The sequence below is a fragment of the Streptomyces sp. NPDC039480 genome (genome assembly GCF_055597165.1).
Genome location: NZ_JBVITX010000005.1, coordinates 151,176 through 168,626, shown reverse-complemented (window position 1 = coordinate 168,626; position 17,451 = coordinate 151,176). Strand labels below are relative to the sequence as shown.

Genomic DNA, 17,451 nt, shown 5'->3' with positions numbered 1-17,451 from the left:
ATGACCTTCGCCGCCCGCGTGGCGCCCTATGTCCCCGACCGTCTGATCGCCTCCCTGGCCCGGCTGGTCTACCCCCGCTTCGAGCCGGAGCTGGCACGGCTCGGCGACCTCTGCCCGCCGGGCTGCGGCACCGCCGTGGACGTCGGCGGCTGGTACGGCCCGTGGTCGCGGCGGCTCGCCTCGCGCGCGCACCGCGTCGTGACCGTCGAGCCGGTGCCGCACCTGGCGCGGCTGCTCTCCGCCAGCACGCCCGGCAACGTCCGGGTGATCCAGGCCGCGGCGACGGACCGCCCTGGCACGGCCCGGCTCTGGCTGCCGCGCGGCGACCGCGGTGAACGGGGTGTGTCGTCCCTCGTCCGCCGCGACATCCACGACGTCGCCGTGGACGTGCCGTGCGTGACCCTGGACGGGCTCGGCCTGCGGGACGTCCACTTCGTCAAGATCGACGTGGACGGCAACGAACTGCCGGTGCTGCGCGGCGCACACGAGCTGATCACCCGCGACCATCCGGCGATCTTCATCGAGCTGGAGTCCCGCATCCAGCCGATCGCCCCGATCGTGGAGCTCCTGACCCGCGGCCACGGCTACCGGGGCTGGGTGCTGCCGCACGACACGTGGCTGCCGCTCGCCTCCTTCGACCTGGAGGCCCACCAGTCCGGCACGTCGTACGTCGTGTCGCAGGGCCTGCTGCGCCGGGTCCTCACGCCGAGGCACCCGCGGTACGTCAACTCCGTCCTGTTCCTTCCCGACGGTCACCGCCCCGGAGCGCTCGAGGTGCGCGACGATGGGGTGCATGCCCGCTAGCTCTTCGTTCGACGCCCTGGACTTCCAGCTGGTCCTGCTGCGCCGGATGGCCGACCACAACGCCGACCTGGTGGAGGACGCCCGGCACGAACTGGGCGTCTCCGTCGCGGACATGCGGGAGGCCAACCGCCGCTGGCAGGCGATGACCCGCTCCGCGCGCTCCCGCGGCGCCGCGTCCCGGTACCGCTCGGTCCTCGGCGTCCCGGAGTCGTCCGTCCGCCGCCGGATCGGCGATCTGGAGTGCGAGGCGCTGCTCTGGCCGGTGCCGCTTTGGCCCGACCTGCGCTTCGAGGTGCTCCTCGCGCCGAACGGGGCGGTGTGGAACGAGTGGCTGGTGCGGGCGCCCGGGGTGCCGGGCCCCGAGCTCCGTACGCTCGACGACCTGACGCCCTGGTCGTGCACGGTCGACGAGGCGGCGCGCGCCTTCGCTCCGGCGCGCCCGATGGAGGGGTCGGCGCCGACGCGGTGGGGCCTCGCGTTCGAAGCGCCGGACGCCGACGGTCAACGGCAGCCGTGTGTCGCGGAGTTCACCTGGGGGCTGCTCCAACGTTCGTTCGGTACCCGCGGGCAACCGTGACTTGCCGCGCGGTGACGCGTTCCCCACGTGTCCGTCGCGAACAAGGAGCGGTACCGACGTGGAAGTCACCGAGCGTGCAACGATTCTCTTGAAGAAGAACCCCCCGCAGTCCGCCGTGCGCCAGAAGGCAGTCGCGGCATGACGGGGGCGGCACGGGAGCCCGTCGCGGCCGCGGTGACGGGTCTCGGTCTGGTGACCGCCGCTGGCATCGGCGTGAAGGACACCTGGCACCAGGTCACCACCGCCACCGCCCCCCGCGGTGTGCGGCGGCCCGACGCGCTGCGGGACCTGCCCTGCGACTTCATGTACACCATCGACGACCTCGACATCGACGCCGTGCTCGGAGTGGCGAGCCACCGGCTGATGGACCGCTTCGCGCAGCTGGCCGTCGTCGCCGCACGGGAGGCCGTGGCGGACGCGGGGCTCGGCCCGGACGTCTGGGACAGCACCCGGGTCGCGGTGGTCGTCGGCTCGGCCCACGGCGGCCTCGACTTCTACGCCGAGCAGCACGCCACGCTCACCGAGCGCGGCGCCCGCCGGGTGTCGCCGAGGCTGGCGCCGCTGAGCGTGGTCAACGGAGCGGCCGGCAGCGTCGCCAGGGACCTCGGCACGCGCGGCCCGAGCCTCGCGGTGGCCACCGCCTGCTCCTCCGGCACCGACGCGATCGGCACGGCGCTGCACCTGCTGCGCGCCGGGGCCTGCGACATCGCCGTCGCGGGCGGCGCGGAGTCCATGTGCACCCGGGCGGTCTTCGCCGGTACGTGCAACGCGAAGGCGCTGTCCTCGCGCACCGAGGACCCCGCCGGCGCCTGCCGTCCGTTCGACGTCGACAGGGACGGCTTCGTCGTGGGGGAAGGCGCCGGGATGCTGGTCCTGGAGCGCGCGGAACACGCGAGGGCCCGGGGCGCCAGGTCGCGGGCCGCCGTCCGCGGGTACGGGGCCACCACCTCCAGTGAGGCCTCCTCCCCCGTCGCGCCGAGCGAGGCCGGCGTCGAGCTGGCGCTGCGCGCCGCGCTGGCCGACGCGGCGGTGGCCCCGGGCGACATCGGTCACGTCAACGCGCACGGCACCTCCACCGTCATGAACGACCTGGTGGAAGGCGCCGTGCTGCACCGCGTGCTGGGCGAGGGCCCGCTGGTGACCTCCACCAAGTCCATGACCGGGCACACGCTGGGCGCCGCCGGCGGTATCGAGGCGGCCTTCACCGTCCTCGCCCTGGAGGAGCAGCTGGTGCCGGGCACGGTCAATCTCCGTATGCAGGACCCGCGCATCCCCGTCGAGGTGGCCGGGACGACCAGAGGTGCCCGTCTGGACTGTGCGGTGACCACCTCGCTCGGCTTCGGCGGGCACAACTCCGTGCTCGTCCTCGCCCGCGCCTGAGACTTTCGCGGGGAGGCGTTACAGCGCCGCCTTGTGGATGAGCTCCGCGACGCGGGGCAGCGAGCCGGGGTGCACGGTGAGGAAGAGGTTGGGCTCGACGAGTTCGAGTTCCATGACGTGCGGGCCGCCGTCGGCGCCGTCGACGAGGTCCACGCGCGCGTACAGCAGCTCCGGCGAGCCCGGGACCGCCGCCAACGCCCGCTCGGCGACGTCGAGTTCGGCCTCGGTGGGCTGCCAGGGGCGCAGGTCCGGGTGGGGCGTCTTCGCCGCGTCGTACGCCGTGTCGGGCGCGAGCACCGCGCCCTTCTGGACGGCGTGCAGGAACCGTCCGCCGCAGAACACGAGGGCGCGCTCGCCGGTGACGTCTATTCGCCGCATGTAGGGCTGCACCATGGCGGTGAAGCCCTCCTCGTGCATGCGCGCCAGGTGCGCCAGTGCGGTCTCCCGCTCGTCCGCGCGGTAGCGGGCGGCGTATCGCGCCCCGGCCCCGGAGGTCGGCTTGACCACGAATTCCCCGTCCATGGCGGGGAGCGCCGCGGCGTCGCCGGGGGCGCGGTAGTACGTCGGGACGACGGGCACGCCGGCCTCGGCGAGCTCGCCGAGGTAGCGCTTGTCGGTGTTCCACCGGACGACGTCCGCGGGGTTGGCGAGCCGTGTCAGCCGGGCGCACCGCTCGGCCCACGCCACGTACTCCCCGGCACGCCAGCTGTAGTCCCACGTCGACCTGATCACCGCGAGGTCGAACCCGGACCAGTCGACGTCCGGGTCGTCCCAGCCGACGATGTGGGGCTCGGCTCCGCAGTCGCCGAGAGCCCGCGCGAGGGACGGCAGGTCGCGGTCGTGGTCGGGCATCGGCCGACGGGTGACCAGTGCGATGCGGGGGCTTGCCACAGGGACTCCTTGTTCGTACGCGGTCACAGCCCCCGCAGGCTAACAACCGCGCCACACATGCCTCGGGGGAAGAAGCCGTGTGCCCCGGAGGCAAAAGCCGCGCACCGGCCTTGTTCGCCGCCTCCAACATCTGCTTATGATTCAGCGGTGTTCGATTCACGGCACATCAGGACGTTCCACGAGGTGGTCCGGGCCGGTTCGTACTCGGCGGCCGCCCGCTCGCTCGGCTATACGCAGCCGGCGATCACCCAGCAGATGAAGGCTCTCGAACGGTCCGTCGGCACCCCGCTGTTCACCCGCGTCGGCCGCCGCATGCGGCTGACGGAGGCGGGCGAGGCGCTGTCGCGGCACGCGGGGATCATCCTGGACGACATCTCCGCCGCCCAGCAGCAGATGAACGCGATCACGCGGCTGCGCTCGGGCCGGGTGCGGGTCTGCGCGTTCCCGAGCGCCAACGCGACCCTCATCCCCGAAGCCCTGGCCCGGCTCGCGTCCGGACACCCGGGCGTGCGCGTGGAGCTCCTGGAGGACGAGCCGCCCGAATCGCTGCGGCGCGTGGTGCGCGGCGAGTGCGACATCACGCTCGCCTTCACCTACCCCGGCCTGCACGACGAGGTGCCGGAGGAGCTGGCGGAGATCCCGCTCCTGGAGGACCAGCTGACCGTGCTGCTGCCCACCGGGCACCGGATGGCGCGCCAGCGGTCGGTCCGGCTCGCCGAGCTGGCGGAGGAGCGGTGGATCGCGGGCTGCCCACGCTGCCGGGCCAACTTCCTGCACGAGTGCGCCGAGCTGGGCTTCGCGCCCGACATCGCCTTCACCACCGACGACAACCTGGTGGTGCAGAGCCTGGTCGCCGAGGGGCTCGGCATCGCGATGATGCCGGGCCTCGTCCTGAACTTCCTCTGCCACCGGAAGGTGACGGGCCGCGCCCTCGACCCCGCGTCGCGGCGCCAGGTGTCGGCGTACGTCCTCAAGGACCATCTGCGGATCCCGGCCACCGCCCTGGTCCTCGACGAGCTGCGGACCGTGGCCGCCCACCGCGTCGGCTGCTGACCTCCCGCGATCTCGTGCCGCGCCATCCATAAGCGGATGTTGGGGGGTTGCCAAAAGACTGTCGTTGGACGTGATGGATCGGCGGCGCGACGCTGCCCGTATGAGCACTCCGACCGCGTACCGGGCCGCCCGGACCACAGAGCGCCTCGACTCCCTCGTCGCCGACGTGCGCGAGGCGGTGGGGCGCGGCCTGCCCCCCGACCTGACCGCGTACCTGGTCGGCGAGCGGCTGGCCCCCCACCTCGGCACCGCCGACCTGCTCACCGACGAGCAGTGCGAGGGCGACCCCGACCACTACCGCCAGCACGTCCTGCACGCCGAGCACGACGGCAGCTTCTCGATCGTGGCGCTCGTCTGGCTGCCGGGGCAGCGGACCTCCGTCCACGACCACGTGTCGTGGTGCGTCACGGGTGTCCACGAGGGCGAGGAGCGCGAGCGCCGCTACCGGCTGGTGCCCGCCGCCGAGAACGGCGGCGCCGCGCGGCTCGTCGCCACGGAGGACGTCGTCAACCCGCAGGGCGCGGTCTGCGGCTTCGCGCCGCCCGGCGACATCCACCGGGTGTGGAACGCCTGTGGCAGCCGTGCGATATCGATCCACATATACGGCGCGGACATCGCCCGCCTGGGCAGCAGCGTCCGCCGGGTGTACGAGCTCCCGGCCGACCGGTAATGGCCCTCCTCGGCGAACGCCCGAAGTCCCGGACGGCGCGGGCCGCCGCACCCCTCGCCCGCCCGCCCCGCAAGCTGCCCGGCCTGGCCCTTGCCGTGCTGGGCGTCGCCGTGGCCTGGGGCGTCCACCGGCTGGTGCCCGGCGTGCCGATGCTCACCGCCGCCGTGGTCCTGGGTATCGTCGCCGCCCATCTGCCCGGCGCCGCGCACGCGTTCGTACGCGGTCCTGGCAAGACCGGACTGACGTTCGCGGGGAAGCGGCTGATGCGCGTCGGCATCGTGCTGCTCGGTCTGAAGCTGAGTCTGGACGACGTGCTCGGGCTCGGCTGGGCCTCGGTCGCGATGGTGCTCTGCGTCGTCGCGGTCACCTTCTTCGGCACCTGGTGGCTGGGCCGCCGCATGGGGCTGTCCGGCGACCAGCCGCTCCTGATCGCCACCGGCTACTCGATCTGCGGCGCGTCCGCGATCGGCGCGGTCAGCGAGGTGTCCGAGAGCGACGAGCGGGACACGGCCACCTCGGTGGCTCTGGTCACCCTGTGCGGCACGCTGGCGATCGCCGTACTCCCCCTCCTGCAACATCCGTTGGGACTCAGCGACGCGGAGTTCGGGCGGTGGGTCGGGGCGAGCGTGCACGACGTGGGGCAGGTCGTGGCGACCGCGCAGACCGCGGGCGCGGGGGCGCTCGGCGACGCGGTCCTGGTCAAGCTGATGCGGGTCGCGCTGCTCGCGCCGCTCGTCGCGGCGGTGGCCCTCTCGGTACGGGCCCGCAGGCGGATCCCGGCTTCCGCCGCCGAGACCACGGGCACCAAGCGGCCGCCCCTCGTACCGCTCTTCGTCGCCGGCTTCCTGGCCATGGTGGCCCTGCGCACCACCGGGTGGCTGCCCGGCGGGGCGCTCGACGTGGCCCACACGGCGCAGGAACTCCTCCTGGCCGCTGCCCTGTTCGGCCTGGGCAGCGCGGTCGACCTGCCGTCCCTGACCCGCACGGGCGGCCGGGTGGCAGCACTCGGGCTCGTCTCGTGGGGCGTGATCGCGGGGGTGTCGTACGCGGGTGTGGTGCTGACCCACTGAGGACCCGGGTCATGGGCGGGGCAGCGTGACCCGGACGTCGTACAGGCGGGTGATCTGCTGCGGCAGTTCGTTGTCGTCGCTGACGAGCAGCAGGCGGAGGCGGTCGCGGCCCGGGCCGTGCGGGCGGCCCGTCACCGTCATCCCCTCGATGTTGTCGATCAGGGGGTTGTTGCCGGGCGGCAGATTCGAGGGCGCTCCCAGCGAGGGGCAGTCGGAGAGGTCGGCGAGGAGGGTCTTGCGCAGCGCGCGGGTGCCCGTGCCGAGGTTCTCCACGCCGGTCACGTCCTCGGCGCCGCGCGGGTCCGCGACGTACAGCCGTACGTCGATGAGGAAGTCCGGGGTGAACCCCCGCTCCAGGACGAGGAACCTGCCGTCCCCCGTCGGCGCGAGCTCGACGAGCCCCATGCCGGGGTCGACGGGGTACGCGAGCTGTCGCCCGAGCGTGAACTCGGCTTTTGGCGACGGGCGTTGCCAGGTCTGTACGCGGTTCAGGGTGCGGCCCGCCGAGTCCGTCCCGTCGCCCGCCAGCGGGCCCTCCATCCCGGCGACCAGGGTGCGGCCGCCGGGCAGCAGAGTGAGGCTCTCGAAGGTCTGGTTCAGCCGGGCGCGGCCCGCGGGGGCGACCCGCAGGGTCTGCGGCACCGGCAACCGGCCGAGCAGGGCGCCGTCCCTGCCGTATCTGAGGACGGCGGGGCCCCGCTCGTCCGACACCAGGCGGCTGCCGTCACGCTCCACGGCCAGGCCCTCCGAGTCCAGCGCGGCCCCGGCCTCGTCGGCGAGCGGCAGCCGGGCCGTGGCCCTCGGATACTTCCCGCGCACGTCGAGCCGGAGGAGGGCCGAGCGGTCGGAGACGGCGCTGACCGAGCCGTCGCGTTCGACGGCGAGCGCGGAGAGGCCGCCGACGAGCCGGCCGTCGACCTCCGTCTTGTTCAGCGCGTCGGAGTACCGGGTGACGGAGACGTTCGGCGAGCAGGAGCCGCCCGTGGGCGCGGCGGCGGACGCGACGGTCGTGCCCGAGACCAGCAGCGCGGTGCTCGCCGCGAGGCTCACTGTCGTACGGAATCCCATGGGGTGCCCCCTGGCCGGGAGAGTGCGTGACGGGACGTCAGTACAGCAGTGTCCGGTGAAGATGCGAACAACTCAGCGCGTCGAAGCGGCCCCGGCCCCGGGCTCGGCCACGGCTCCGGTCCCGGGCGCGGCCTTGGCCTCGGGATAGAAGTCCCGCGCCCTCCCCCTGGCATCCTTCGCCCTGCCCAGCAGCCCCGCCGGATACTCCACGAGCCAGTAGCTCGCCGTCCCGGCCGCCGGCGCCACGAGGAGCACGACGAGCACCGCGACCGGGAAGCCGGACTGCGACGACGGCAGCACACCCGACGCGTCGAGCCGCAGCAGCACCGGCTCGTGCCAGATGTAGAGGCTGTAGCTGACGAGGCCCACCGCCGTGGCCCAGCGGGCCCGCAACAGGCCGTGCCACCGCACGCGTGGCCGCTCCCGGTGCCGGATGTGCAGGGTCGCGTACAGGAGGGCGGACCACAGCACGGAGGCGATCGGGTGGTAGAAGGTGTGCGCGAAGTTCTCCGGGGCGGAGAGGTACGAGAGGGTGAGCAGGCCGGCCAGTGCCGCGGCCGCCAGGGCACTCGCCCACCGGGCCCGCAGCCTGCCCCGGTCGTCGCCCAGCGCCGTCAGGAGCACCGCGAGGGCCATGCCCGCCGCGAAGCCGCCGAAGCGGGCCTGCGGGCCGAAGTACACGGGCCAGTCGGTGTGCGGCACGCCGAGGACGTAGTGCGCGCAGGAGATCCAGGCGAGCGGCGCCGCGAAGAGGACCGCGCAGCCCGCCGCGCACAGCACCACCCTGGCCCGCCGGGTCCGCAGCCTCCGGCAGGCGCGCACCGCGAGCGGGCCGAGCGCCACCAGGACCAGGTAGAAGGCGACCTCCAGCGACAGCGACCAGCTCGGGCCGAGCGTGTAGAAGATCCGCTCCCGGTCGAAGACGTGCGTGAACGTGAGGTGTTCGAGCAGGTCCCGCCAGTCGCCCGGCAGGGTCGGATTGCGCGTCGACCACACGGCGAGGACCGCGAGGAAGTACACCGGCAGGATGCGGATCGCGCGCCGGAAGAGGAAGACCCGGCCCGGCCTGACCGAGCCGTCGTCGCCGTCGACGGCGGCCCGCGCGTACGACAGCGTGAGCAGGTACGCCGACATCACGAAGAACAGGTCGATCACTTCGAGGGAGAGCAGCGCGCCGACGTACGGGTTGTCGACCGGCGGGTGGGAGCCCGCCGCGTCGTAGGTGTAGTACTGCTGCCAGACGTGGAAGACGACGGTGCTGAGTGCGGCCAGGCCGCGGAGACCCTGGAGTTCGGGCGCGCGCCGGCGGTTCTGCGGCTGTCGGCGGTCCGGTGCCGTCGGCACGGAGGTCTCAGGGGTCTCGGCGGCGATGAGCGAGGTCACGAGCCCCCTCCCGGACCGGCCGGCTCAGCGGCGGCGGTGACAGAGACGGCGGCGCGCGGCGTGACCCGCCACTGCCGGTCGCCCAGCGCCTCCTTCAGATGGGCGGCACGCGCCACCATGTTCTTGAAGTGGGTGTAGAAGAACGTCGTCACGAGCAGATAGCGCCAGAACCAGCTTTTGCGGCGCCGGAGTTCGGGCACCGCGAGCCGCCAGGCGAACGCCGCCTGTACCAGGCCCGCCGACATCGTGACGGCCGCCGCGACCAGGCAGACGGGCACCGCCCAGTCGAGCCGGTCGGCGCCGCCCGCGCGCCACGCGGCGTGCAGCAGGATCGGCAGGATCTGCAGCGTCAGCCACGGCTGGATCTCGCGCCAGCCGAGCAGCACGAACAGGCCGGTCTTCTGGCGGCGGGTGAACACCGGCGAGCGCAGTCCGCGCCACAGGTGCCTGAGCGAGACCTGGAGCCAGCCCTGCGCCCAGCGCGACCGCTGGTTCCACAGGGGCTTCAGCATCGTGGGGGCGAGTTCGCGCGAGACGATCGTGCGGTCGGTGGCGATGCGCGCGCCCTCGCCGAGGGCCCGCAGGGTGGAGTCGATGTCCTCGGTCAGCATCGAGCCGTGCATCCGCGTCCTGGCCAGCAGGTCGGTGCGCCAGAAGCCGTTGGAGCCGCCGAAGACCCCGAAGCCGTAGAGCCGGGTGCGGCCGGGGTGGCTGACCGCGTAGATCGCCTCGAACTCGACGCCCACCAGCTCGGCGACCCACGAGCTCTCGCCGTTGCGTATGACGCAGTGGCCCTGCACCACGTCGTAGCCGTTGGACAGCCAGTCCCAGGCGTGCCGGAAGGCGTCGGCGGCCGGATGGTGGTCGGCGTCGAAGATGCCGACGAACTCGCCGCGCACCCGCGTCACGGCCGCGTTGAGGTTCTGCGCCTTGGACGTGCTGCCCGCCACCGGAAGCAGCACCAGGCGCGGATCGCGCCGCGCGATCTCCCGCAGCGTCTCCTCGACGGGCAGCGGGTGCGGGGTGTTGTAGGCGAGGACGATCTCCAGCTCGTTGGGGTAGTCGAGGCGCAGGAACGACTCGACGGTGTCGACGATCGTCGCCGCCTCGTTCGGCAGGTACGCCGCGATGACCGCGCTCGCCACCGGGTACGGCTGCCCGGGGGCGGCCGGGCGCGGCTTCGCGTCGAGCGAGAAGAGGCATTCGAGGACGATGAGCAGGGCGGATGCGACGAGGCCCGCGACGACCACCCAGTACGCGACGGCGGCCGCGTCCCAGCCCATGGCGTACGCCTGTTGGTACAGGGCGAACGGCACGCCCACGCCGAGGGCCAGCATCAGGATCGGCGAGAGCAGCGGCGTCACCGCCGTGAGCAGGCCGCGCAGGCCGGGGCGCGCGCGGCGGTGACCGTGCGCGGCGGCGGTCCGCATCCACGGTTCGTAGCGCACGGGCCGCAGGTCGCGGTGGCGCAGCGCCTCCTCGGCGGCGTCCCGCGCGTGTTCGGCGGCGCGTTCGCTCGCGCCCTCGCCGGTGCGGGCGGACAGCGGGACCCAGCCGACGGCAGGGGTGAGCCGGACGTTCTCGTCGGCGACGACGAACCGGGTGCCCGCGACGGAGGACGCGAACTCCCGCAGGCTCGCGGTCGCCGTCTCCTCGTCGACGCCCGGCATCAGGACGAGGAGGCGGCCTTCCTCGTCCCATCCGAGCCGGTCGCAGACGTTGCCGAGACGCTCGCCGACCTGGGCGAGCCGTTCGGCGACCTCACGTCGCACGCGCGGTCCGAGCCGGGTCTCCAGGGCCTCGGTCTCGGCAACGCGGACCACGGCGAGGACACCGCCGCGCCGGGCGGCGGCGGGCCGCTGGAGTTCGCGGTCGAGTTCGGCCATGAAGTGCGGCGCCGAGTACAGGCCGGTGCGCGGGTCGAGGAGCAACTGGTCGACGGGGACGGGGACCCGGTGCAGTTTGGCGGCGATGCGGGCGGACAGCTCGTCCGGGTCGGACGCCTCCGACACACAGTCGTCGGCGCCGTGCCGCAGGAGTTCGGCGACCGTCGCGGGGGCGCGGGCCGCCGTCACCATGACCAGCGGCAGCGCCTGGCCCGCCGGGTCGGCGCGCACCTCGCTGATGACGTCGCGGCCCTGCCGGCGCCCGTCGGGGCCGTCGTCCAGGGCGACGATCGCGTCCGGCGGCGCCTGCCTGACCTGGCGGCGCACCTCGCCGGGGACGGCGTGCGTGACCTCGTGGCCGGTGTGGCGGAGGGTGCGGGTGAGCTGTTCGCGGCCGGGTCCTGGGGCGCCGACCGCGAGGACGTGGGGGCGGTGGTGGGGGTGATGGGGATGATGGGGGTGGGGTTCGACGTGCGGGCGGGGTGAGGCGTCGGGGTGTTTCAGGGCATCGGACATGAAGGTGGTCAAGGTGGTCCCATCCTGTTCGGATCGTGGGGGGAGGACCGGATTACCGACGTGCTGGTGGCTGACCGGGCAGTGACGGACAGCCACATCAGCCTCAGTGATCACTGTGACACCGCACCTTCAGGGGCGTAACACTCTCATTACGCCCCGGTGCAGAGACTGCACATGCTCTGCACGCACCACCCGACGGACTTCGAGGAGTACGACACGTGGATCCCCTCTTCCCGGCCCTCAACACCGCGCGCGGCGAGGCCCTCCGGTTCGGCGACCGCTCGCTGACCTACCCCGAACTGGCCGCTCTGGCAGGCTCGTTGGCGCTGCGACTGCGCGACGAGAGCCGCGTCGCCGTGTGGGCGACGCCGTCCCTGGAGACGGCCGTCGGCGTGGTCTCCGCGCTGCTCGCCGGGGTGCCTGCCGTGCCGCTCAACCCGAAGTCGGGCGACTCCGAGCTCTCGCACATCCTGCGCGACAGCACGCCGTCGCTGGTGCTCGTCGAGCCCGGCGTCGCCCTGCCGCCCGCCCTGGCCGACGTGGAACGGTACGACGTCGGCGTACGGCCGGACGGCGCGGCCCGCGCGGCAGACGCGGCCGCCGAACGACTGGCGGGCGCGACCGCCCAAGGCCCAGCAGGCGCGCCCGACCCCGAATCCCCCGCCTTGATCGTCTACACCTCGGGCACGACGGGCCCGCCCAAGGGCGCCGTCCTGCCGCGCCGCGCGATCGCCACCACGCTGGACGCCCTGGCGGACGCCTGGCAGTGGACCGGCGACGACGTCCTCGTGCACGGCCTGCCCCTGTTCCATGTGCACGGCCTGATCCTCGGCACGCTCGGCCCGCTGCGGCGCGGCGGCTCCGTGCGGCACCTCGGCCGGTTCGGCACCGAGGGCGTGACGCGCGAGCTCGGCTCCGGGGCGACGATGCTGTTCGGGGTACCGACGATGTACCACCGGATCGCCGAGGCCCTGCCGGACGACCCGGAGCTGGCGAAGGCGCTGGCCGGGGCGCGGCTCCTGGTGTCCGGCTCGGCGGCGCTCCCGGTCCACGACCACGAGCGCATCGCGGCCGCCACGGGCCGGCGCGTCATCGAGCGGTACGGCATGACGGAGACCCTCATGAACACGAGCGTGCGGGCCGACGGGGAGCCCCGCGCGGGCGCGGTCGGCGTACCGCTGCCGGGCGTCGAACTGCGGCTGGTGGACGAGGCGGGCGAGGAGATCACGGCGGACGGCCCCGGGGCGGACGGCGGGATCGCGGCGGACGGTGGCGCCGAGGCGGTCGGTGAGATCCAGGTGCGCGGCCCCAACCTGTTCACGGAGTACCTGAACCGCCCCGACGCGACCGCGGCGGCCTTCGCGCCCGGCGGCTGGTTCCGCACCGGCGACATGGCCGTACGGGACGCCGACGGCTATGTCCGCATCGTCGGCCGCAAGGCCACCGACCTCATCAAGAGCGGCGGCTACAAGATCGGCGCGGGTGAGATCGAGAACGCGCTCCTCGAACACGCCGGGGTGCGGGAGGCCGCCGTCACCGGCGAGCCGGACCCCGACCTGGGCGAGCGGATCGTGGCGTGGGTGGTCCCCGCCGACCCGCAGGCGCCGCCCACCGCCGGGGAGTTGGCGGACCATGTGGCGTCCAGCCTGGCTCCGCACAAGCGGCCGCGGGTGGTGCGGTATCTGGAGGCGCTGCCGCGGAACGACATGGGGAAGATCATGAAGCGGGCCCTGGAATCGAGCCCCACCGGCGACTGACGAAGAGGGCCTGGGGTGGGGCCCGTGTCCGTGAACGACACGGGCCCCACCCCGGAGGGCTACTTCACCCCCACCGCCCGGATGATCTCCTGGGAGACGACCCCGCCCCGGTCGTCGGAAGCAGAGGCACGCAACGACACGGACCCGGCATCACGAGGAACCATCAACTCCCCCTCCCAGGCAGCCTTCTTGCCGTCCCGATCCAGGGGCACCTCCTTCCACGTCGCCCCCTCGTCGTACGAGACGGACAGCTTCCCGCCCCCGATGGCACCCGTGTCCGGCGCCCCCTTCACGTACTCCGCGAAGATCCCGACCGGCACGGTCCGCCCGCCGCGCACGTCGCCCGACAGGGACGTGTCGACGTCAAACCCGAGGTTGAGGAGCGGCAGGTACGTCTTCTTGTCCGCCGGCGTCTCCTTGGACCGGAAGGTCCACTCCGCGTGGCCCTTCGTCGCGAGGTGCCACCTCTCGGGGTCGAGGGTCGTGTCGGTCACGACCTTGTACGTCCGCTCCGCGGGATCCGCGTCCCACACGTACACGCCCGAGCTCTTGCGCCGGTCGGCGCTCACCCCGTCCACGAACACCTCGCTGACCTGCGTCATCGAGTCCTCGCTCCAGACGTCGCCGAAGCCGGTGTGGTCGGGGCCCGAGTCGCCCCAGCCGGGCACGTTGAACGCCAGGTCGTTCCCGCTGCGCGTCTGGCCCCAGCCGAGGCCGGTGCCGAGCCAGGGGTGCAGCACCGGCTTGAACCAGTTCAACTCCACCTGCCTGCCGCCCCGGTAGGCGACGAGGCCGCTGCGCTCCTCCAGCGCGCCGGGCCCGGTGGACACGGACTCGTGCCACAGCTGGCCCTTGCCCGTGGAGACGTACTCCGTCCGCTCGGCCGGGTAGTCGATCTTCTCCTGGAAGCCGAGGCCGACGGGGAAGGTGTCGGTGATGGAGTAGCGGAACTCGCTGCCCGCCGCGGGCTTCACCGCGTGGAACTTCGTGTCGAGCACGCCCAGTTCCCGCTTACCGGGCTCATAGGCGAGGTTCTTCGGTACGGCCCCCTCGTGCCCCTCGGAGAGGTCGTACACATAGGGGGTGTTGAGGGTGCCGGTGCTCTCGGCCTTCTTGCCCGCCTTCGCCGCCGCGATCAGCCGGGCCCCGTCGGCGGCGTCGACCGTGGCGATCTGAAGGGGCCGGTCGCCGTTGTCGCCGGTGCCGAACCAGGCATTCAGCCTCCCTGCCCTGCCGTCCGTCACGAACAGCGCAGCCGCGCCCGCGTCCTGCGCGGCCTGCCCGAGCCGCTCCGGCGTGACCGCGTCCGTGCGGCGCACGACGACGGCCTTGCCACGGACGTCCTTGCCCTCGTACGCGGCCGGGGTGCCGTCGCCCGCGTCCACAAGCGCCCACTTCCGCCGCCCCTCGGCGATGGTCCCGCCGGGCTGGGCGACGGCCTCGCGCAGGCCCTTCACCTCCACGAGGGGCTTCCCGAGCCGCCATACGGTGCGGTATTCGAAGCTGCCCTCGGTGACCTTCTCGGTCGGCGCGGCGAAGACGCTGTCGTACTTCACGGGCACTTGAACGGCGCCCATCAGATCGGCGCCGCCGGCCTTCCTGTCGTACTCCATCAGCAGCTGCCTGGTCTCGGTGCGCCGGTCCACGTCGGCCGTGATCTCGCGCAGCTTCCGCCCGTCCAGGGTGATGGTGCGGTCCCGGTCGAGGCGGATCTCCGGGTCGGCGAGGAACCCGAGGCCGAGGGAGTCCTCTCCCTTGCTGCCGCGCACGTCGAGGAAGGTCGACAGGGCATACGTGCCCGGCTGAAGGCGCAGCTTCAGGGTGCCGGAGTCGCCGACGGCGGCCGGGAACGGGTCGACGCCCCCGGCGAGCCGCTGCACCACGAGGTCGGCGGGGGCGGCGGCACCGGCACGGTCCTTGACGTGCACGGTGAGCGTGTACCGCTCCTCCTCCTTGACCAGCCCGAACGCGGTGTGCGCGACCTTCTTGCCGCCGACGCTCGCGACGACGGCGCCACTGGTCTTCCCGACGGGCGCCCGCGCGCCGTCGCCGGTGACGGTGGTGGAGGCGGTGCCGTGGGCGGGGACGGTGAGGGTGGAGTGGGCGAGCGTGACGACGCCGTCGGCGGCGCCTTGGACGTCGAGGCTCAACTCGACCTTTTCGGAGGTGGAGTTCGCGTACGTAATGGTCCTGTCGACCGGCTCATTGTCTTCGTAGGGCCAGCCGTAGAAGCCGAGGTCGGCGCTGCCGGTCGCGGTGACGGGCGCGTCGACGGCGTCGGGCACGCTGACCCGGCCCGCCCCCAAGTCGTACGCCGACGCGTCGAGTTGTGTCGCGGTGGACATCAGGGCGTCCTTGAGCCGCGCGCCCGTCCAGTCGGGGTGTTGCTCGGCGAGCAGGGCGGCGACGCCCGCGACGTGCGGGGCCGCCATCGACGTACCGCTCATCTCGGTGTAGAGGCCGTCGCCTTCGGCGAGTTGGGAGCGGGCGGCGAGGATGTCGACGCCGGGGGCCGACAGGTCGGGCTTGAGCGCGTGGTCACCGGCGCGCGGGCCCCGGCTCGTGAAGTACGCGGCCTCGTCGGCGGAGTCGACGGCGCCGACGGTCAGCGCCGAGTCGGCGGCGCCGGGCGAGCCGATGGAGGAGGGCGCGCCGGTGTTCCCCGCCGCGACGACGAAGAGGGCGCCGGTCTCCTTGGAGAGGGAGTTCACGGCGGCGGCCATCGGGTCGGTGCCGTCACTGGCCTCCTGCGAGCCGAGGCTCATCGACACGATCTCGGCGTCGACGTCCTTCGCCGCCCACTCCATGCCCGCGATGATCTCGGATTCGCTGCCGAAGCCCTCGTCGCTGAGCACCTTGCCGACGGCGAGCGAGGCGCCGGGCGCGACGCCCTTCTCCTTGCCGCCGTCGGACGCGGCGCCGCTGCCGCCGACGGTGGAGGCGACGTGCGTCCCGTGTCCGTTGCGGTCGGCGACCTCCTCGCCGGGTATGAAACTCCTGGACTCCGCGACGCGCCCCTCGAGGTCCGGATGCCCGGTGTCGAAGCCGGTGTCCAGGACGGCGACCTTGACGCCCTTGCCCGTGAGGCCGGCCTCCCAGGCCTTCGGGGTGCCGATCTGCGCGTTGCTCTGCGCCAGGTCCGCGTGGACGCGCCCGTCGAGCCACACCTTGTCGATGCGGGGCGTCTTTGACGTCTTCGCCACCTTCGCCGCCCTCGCCGTCTTCACCGCCCTCGCCGTCTGCTTGCGCAGGGAGCGCCACAGTGCGCTCGGCTGCTCCGCGGTGACGGCGACGCCCTCGATGCTCTCCAGGGAGCGCACCTTGTCGACCCCGCGCGGCAGCTCGCGGGCGCCCCGGGCCTTCTTGTCGTAGGTGACGATGAGGGGCAACCCGCCACCCGCCTCCCCCCGCTCCGCGGACGCGAGCCCCTGCCGGATCAGCTCGGTCACGTCGAACAGCCGCTCGTCGAGGACACCGGAGCGGAGATACGGCCGCGCCTCGTCCGGTACGACGGTGAGGTGCCCGTCCGCCAGCTGACTCCTCACCGCCCCGCTCGCCCCGGCGGGCCGGTCGACGGTGACGGCCTGTCGGCCACCGGGGAGCCGGGTGACGGTGACCTTGTCGCCGGTGATGAGGGTGACGGTGTGGTGGGCGCCGGGGGCAGGGGCGGGGTCGGCCGCGGCCTCGGGACCATCGTTGGCCACGGCGCCGCCCTGCCCGGCGGGAAGCAGGGCGAACGCGAGACCGGCGGCGGCCACGAGCGCGGCTCTTCTCCGCACGGGGGCGCCGCTCCACACAGGGGCACCGCTCCGCACGGGGGCGCTGCGCCACACGGGGGCTCTGTTCATAGGCTGCCTCTCTTCGTCGGCCCCGGGCAGGGGTGGTGCCCGAGTGCTGCGAAAAGTCTCAGCGTCCTTGTGTTGCAGGGAAGTTGATGGGGCGTGGCGGAAAGCCGCCAGGGCACGTATCCGCCAGTCAAAGGGCCTCGCGCAGCGATGGCACGACCCGGTCGGGGACTTGGGGCCCAACAGATCGACCGGAAGGACTGCCGGTGATCGTGGACAATCGTCCGGCCCGAGGGGACGGCCCAGGGAGCGGACCGGTTCCGGCGTGAGTACGAAGGCTCGGGCACGCACGGACGTACGCGTACTTGCTGGTGGGCCATCTGCGGTGAGTGTCTCGGGTTTCCGGCAGCGGAAGCCCGGATCTTGAGTGTTACTGGGCATCGTCGGGGCAGAGGTGCGCCTGCCGCTGCCGGCGTGACCCGCGTGAGTCGGGCAGGCGAAGGTGCCACCGTTCCGCGGGCGGTCCTCAACTATGGGGCCCCGGTGAGCAGTGTCATGGCACGACCCGCCGCTACACCCTGCTGCGCAGCATTGGTCCGGACAGCATCCCA

At 73.2% G+C, this 17,451-nt stretch carries 12 protein-coding genes; 7 read left to right on the top strand and 5 right to left on the bottom strand.

The genetic code is table 11. The annotated features are described in order from the left end of the window. From ACZ56E_RS17705 to ACZ56E_RS17695, 3 genes are all read left to right on the top strand, one after another. The gene (locus ACZ56E_RS17705; protein WP_471215058.1) at positions 1-804 is read left to right on the top strand and encodes an FkbM family methyltransferase; all 804 of its coding nucleotides are present in this window, start codon (positions 1-3) and stop codon (positions 802-804) included. Beyond that, a complete protein-coding gene (locus ACZ56E_RS17700) occupies positions 785-1,381 on the top strand; it encodes a hypothetical protein (RefSeq protein ID WP_471215057.1) in 597 nt (198 codons plus the stop codon). Before ACZ56E_RS17705 ends, ACZ56E_RS17700 begins: the two co-directional genes overlap by 20 nt. A 138-nt stretch (positions 1,382-1,519) precedes the next feature. Further along, complete coding sequence (locus tag ACZ56E_RS17695) at positions 1,520-2,761, top strand: beta-ketoacyl-[acyl-carrier-protein] synthase family protein (protein WP_471215055.1); 1,242 nt, start codon at positions 1,520-1,522, stop codon at positions 2,759-2,761. A gap of 18 nt (positions 2,762-2,779) precedes the next feature. Here the strand turns inward: ACZ56E_RS17695 and ACZ56E_RS17690 are convergent, their stop codons facing one another. After that, entirely contained in the window at positions 2,780-3,613 is an 834-nt protein-coding gene (locus ACZ56E_RS17690) for an ATP-grasp domain-containing protein (RefSeq protein ID WP_471215654.1), read from the bottom strand. Positions 3,614-3,799: 186 nt separating this feature from the next. Here ACZ56E_RS17690 and ACZ56E_RS17685 point away from each other — a divergent pair, with 186 nt between their 5' ends. The 3 genes from ACZ56E_RS17685 (at position 3,800) to ACZ56E_RS17675 (ending at position 6,445) form a co-directional block, all read left to right on the top strand. After that, a complete protein-coding gene (locus tag ACZ56E_RS17685) occupies positions 3,800-4,705 on the top strand; it encodes a LysR family transcriptional regulator (protein WP_471215053.1) in 906 nt (301 codons plus the stop codon). A 100-nt stretch (positions 4,706-4,805) separates the two neighbouring features. Then, complete coding sequence (locus ACZ56E_RS17680) at positions 4,806-5,375, top strand: cysteine dioxygenase family protein (RefSeq protein WP_468556338.1); 570 nt, start codon at positions 4,806-4,808, stop codon at positions 5,373-5,375. Then, positions 5,375-6,445 (top strand): YeiH family protein, encoded by a 1,071-nt coding sequence (locus ACZ56E_RS17675; RefSeq protein WP_471215051.1) that lies wholly within the window; start codon positions 5,375-5,377, stop codon positions 6,443-6,445. The genes ACZ56E_RS17680 and ACZ56E_RS17675 overlap by 1 nt, the downstream gene beginning before the upstream one ends. A 9-nt stretch (positions 6,446-6,454) precedes the next feature. Here the strand turns inward: ACZ56E_RS17675 and ACZ56E_RS17670 are convergent, their stop codons facing one another. The 3 genes from ACZ56E_RS17670 to ACZ56E_RS17660 all read right to left on the bottom strand — a co-directional run bounded on the left by ACZ56E_RS17670 (position 6,455) and on the right by ACZ56E_RS17660 (position 11,298). After that, positions 6,455-7,513 (bottom strand): esterase-like activity of phytase family protein, encoded by a 1,059-nt coding sequence (locus tag ACZ56E_RS17670; RefSeq protein WP_471215050.1) that lies wholly within the window; start codon positions 7,511-7,513, stop codon positions 6,455-6,457. Positions 7,514-7,585: 72 nt separating this feature from the next. Continuing rightward, positions 7,586-8,896: an acyltransferase family protein gene (locus tag ACZ56E_RS17665; RefSeq protein ID WP_471215049.1), complete on the bottom strand. Its 1,311-nt coding sequence runs from the start codon at positions 8,894-8,896 to the stop codon at positions 7,586-7,588. Further along, the gene (locus ACZ56E_RS17660; RefSeq protein WP_471215048.1) at positions 8,893-11,298 is read right to left on the bottom strand and encodes a glycosyltransferase; all 2,406 of its coding nucleotides are present in this window, start codon (positions 11,296-11,298) and stop codon (positions 8,893-8,895) included. Before ACZ56E_RS17660 ends, ACZ56E_RS17665 begins: the two co-directional genes overlap by 4 nt. Positions 11,299-11,516: 218 nt before the next feature. Between ACZ56E_RS17660 and ACZ56E_RS17655 the strand changes: the two genes are divergently transcribed. Continuing rightward, the gene (locus ACZ56E_RS17655; protein WP_471215046.1) at positions 11,517-13,055 is read left to right on the top strand and encodes an acyl-CoA synthetase; all 1,539 of its coding nucleotides are present in this window, start codon (positions 11,517-11,519) and stop codon (positions 13,053-13,055) included. A gap of 59 nt (positions 13,056-13,114) precedes the next feature. Here ACZ56E_RS17655 and ACZ56E_RS17650 read toward each other — a convergent pair whose 3' ends face one another. Continuing rightward, positions 13,115-16,903, bottom strand: a complete 3,789-nt coding sequence (locus tag ACZ56E_RS17650) for a S8 family serine peptidase (protein WP_471215045.1) — start codon at positions 16,901-16,903, stop codon at positions 13,115-13,117. Positions 16,904-17,451: the final 548 nt, after the last annotated feature.

Coding starts and splice junctions, on each gene's coding strand:
- ACZ56E_RS17705 (WP_471215058.1), top strand. CDS start 1: ATGACCTTCGCCGCCCGCGTGGCGCCCTATGTCCCCGACCGTCTGATC.
- ACZ56E_RS17675 (WP_471215051.1), top strand. CDS start 5,375: ATGGCCCTCCTCGGCGAACGCCCGAAGTCCCGGACGGCGCGGGCCGCC.
- ACZ56E_RS17680 (WP_468556338.1), top strand. CDS start 4,806: ATGAGCACTCCGACCGCGTACCGGGCCGCCCGGACCACAGAGCGCCTC.
- ACZ56E_RS17660 (WP_471215048.1), bottom strand. CDS start 11,298: ATGTCCGATGCCCTGAAACACCCCGACGCCTCACCCCGCCCGCACGTC.
- ACZ56E_RS17670 (WP_471215050.1), bottom strand. CDS start 7,513: ATGGGATTCCGTACGACAGTGAGCCTCGCGGCGAGCACCGCGCTGCTG.
- ACZ56E_RS17690 (WP_471215654.1), bottom strand. CDS start 3,613: ATGCCCGACCACGACCGCGACCTGCCGTCCCTCGCGCGGGCTCTCGGC.
- ACZ56E_RS17700 (WP_471215057.1), top strand. CDS start 785: ATGGGGTGCATGCCCGCTAGCTCTTCGTTCGACGCCCTGGACTTCCAG.
- ACZ56E_RS17695 (WP_471215055.1), top strand. CDS start 1,520: ATGACGGGGGCGGCACGGGAGCCCGTCGCGGCCGCGGTGACGGGTCTC.
- ACZ56E_RS17650 (WP_471215045.1), bottom strand. CDS start 16,903: ATGAACAGAGCCCCCGTGTGGCGCAGCGCCCCCGTGCGGAGCGGTGCC.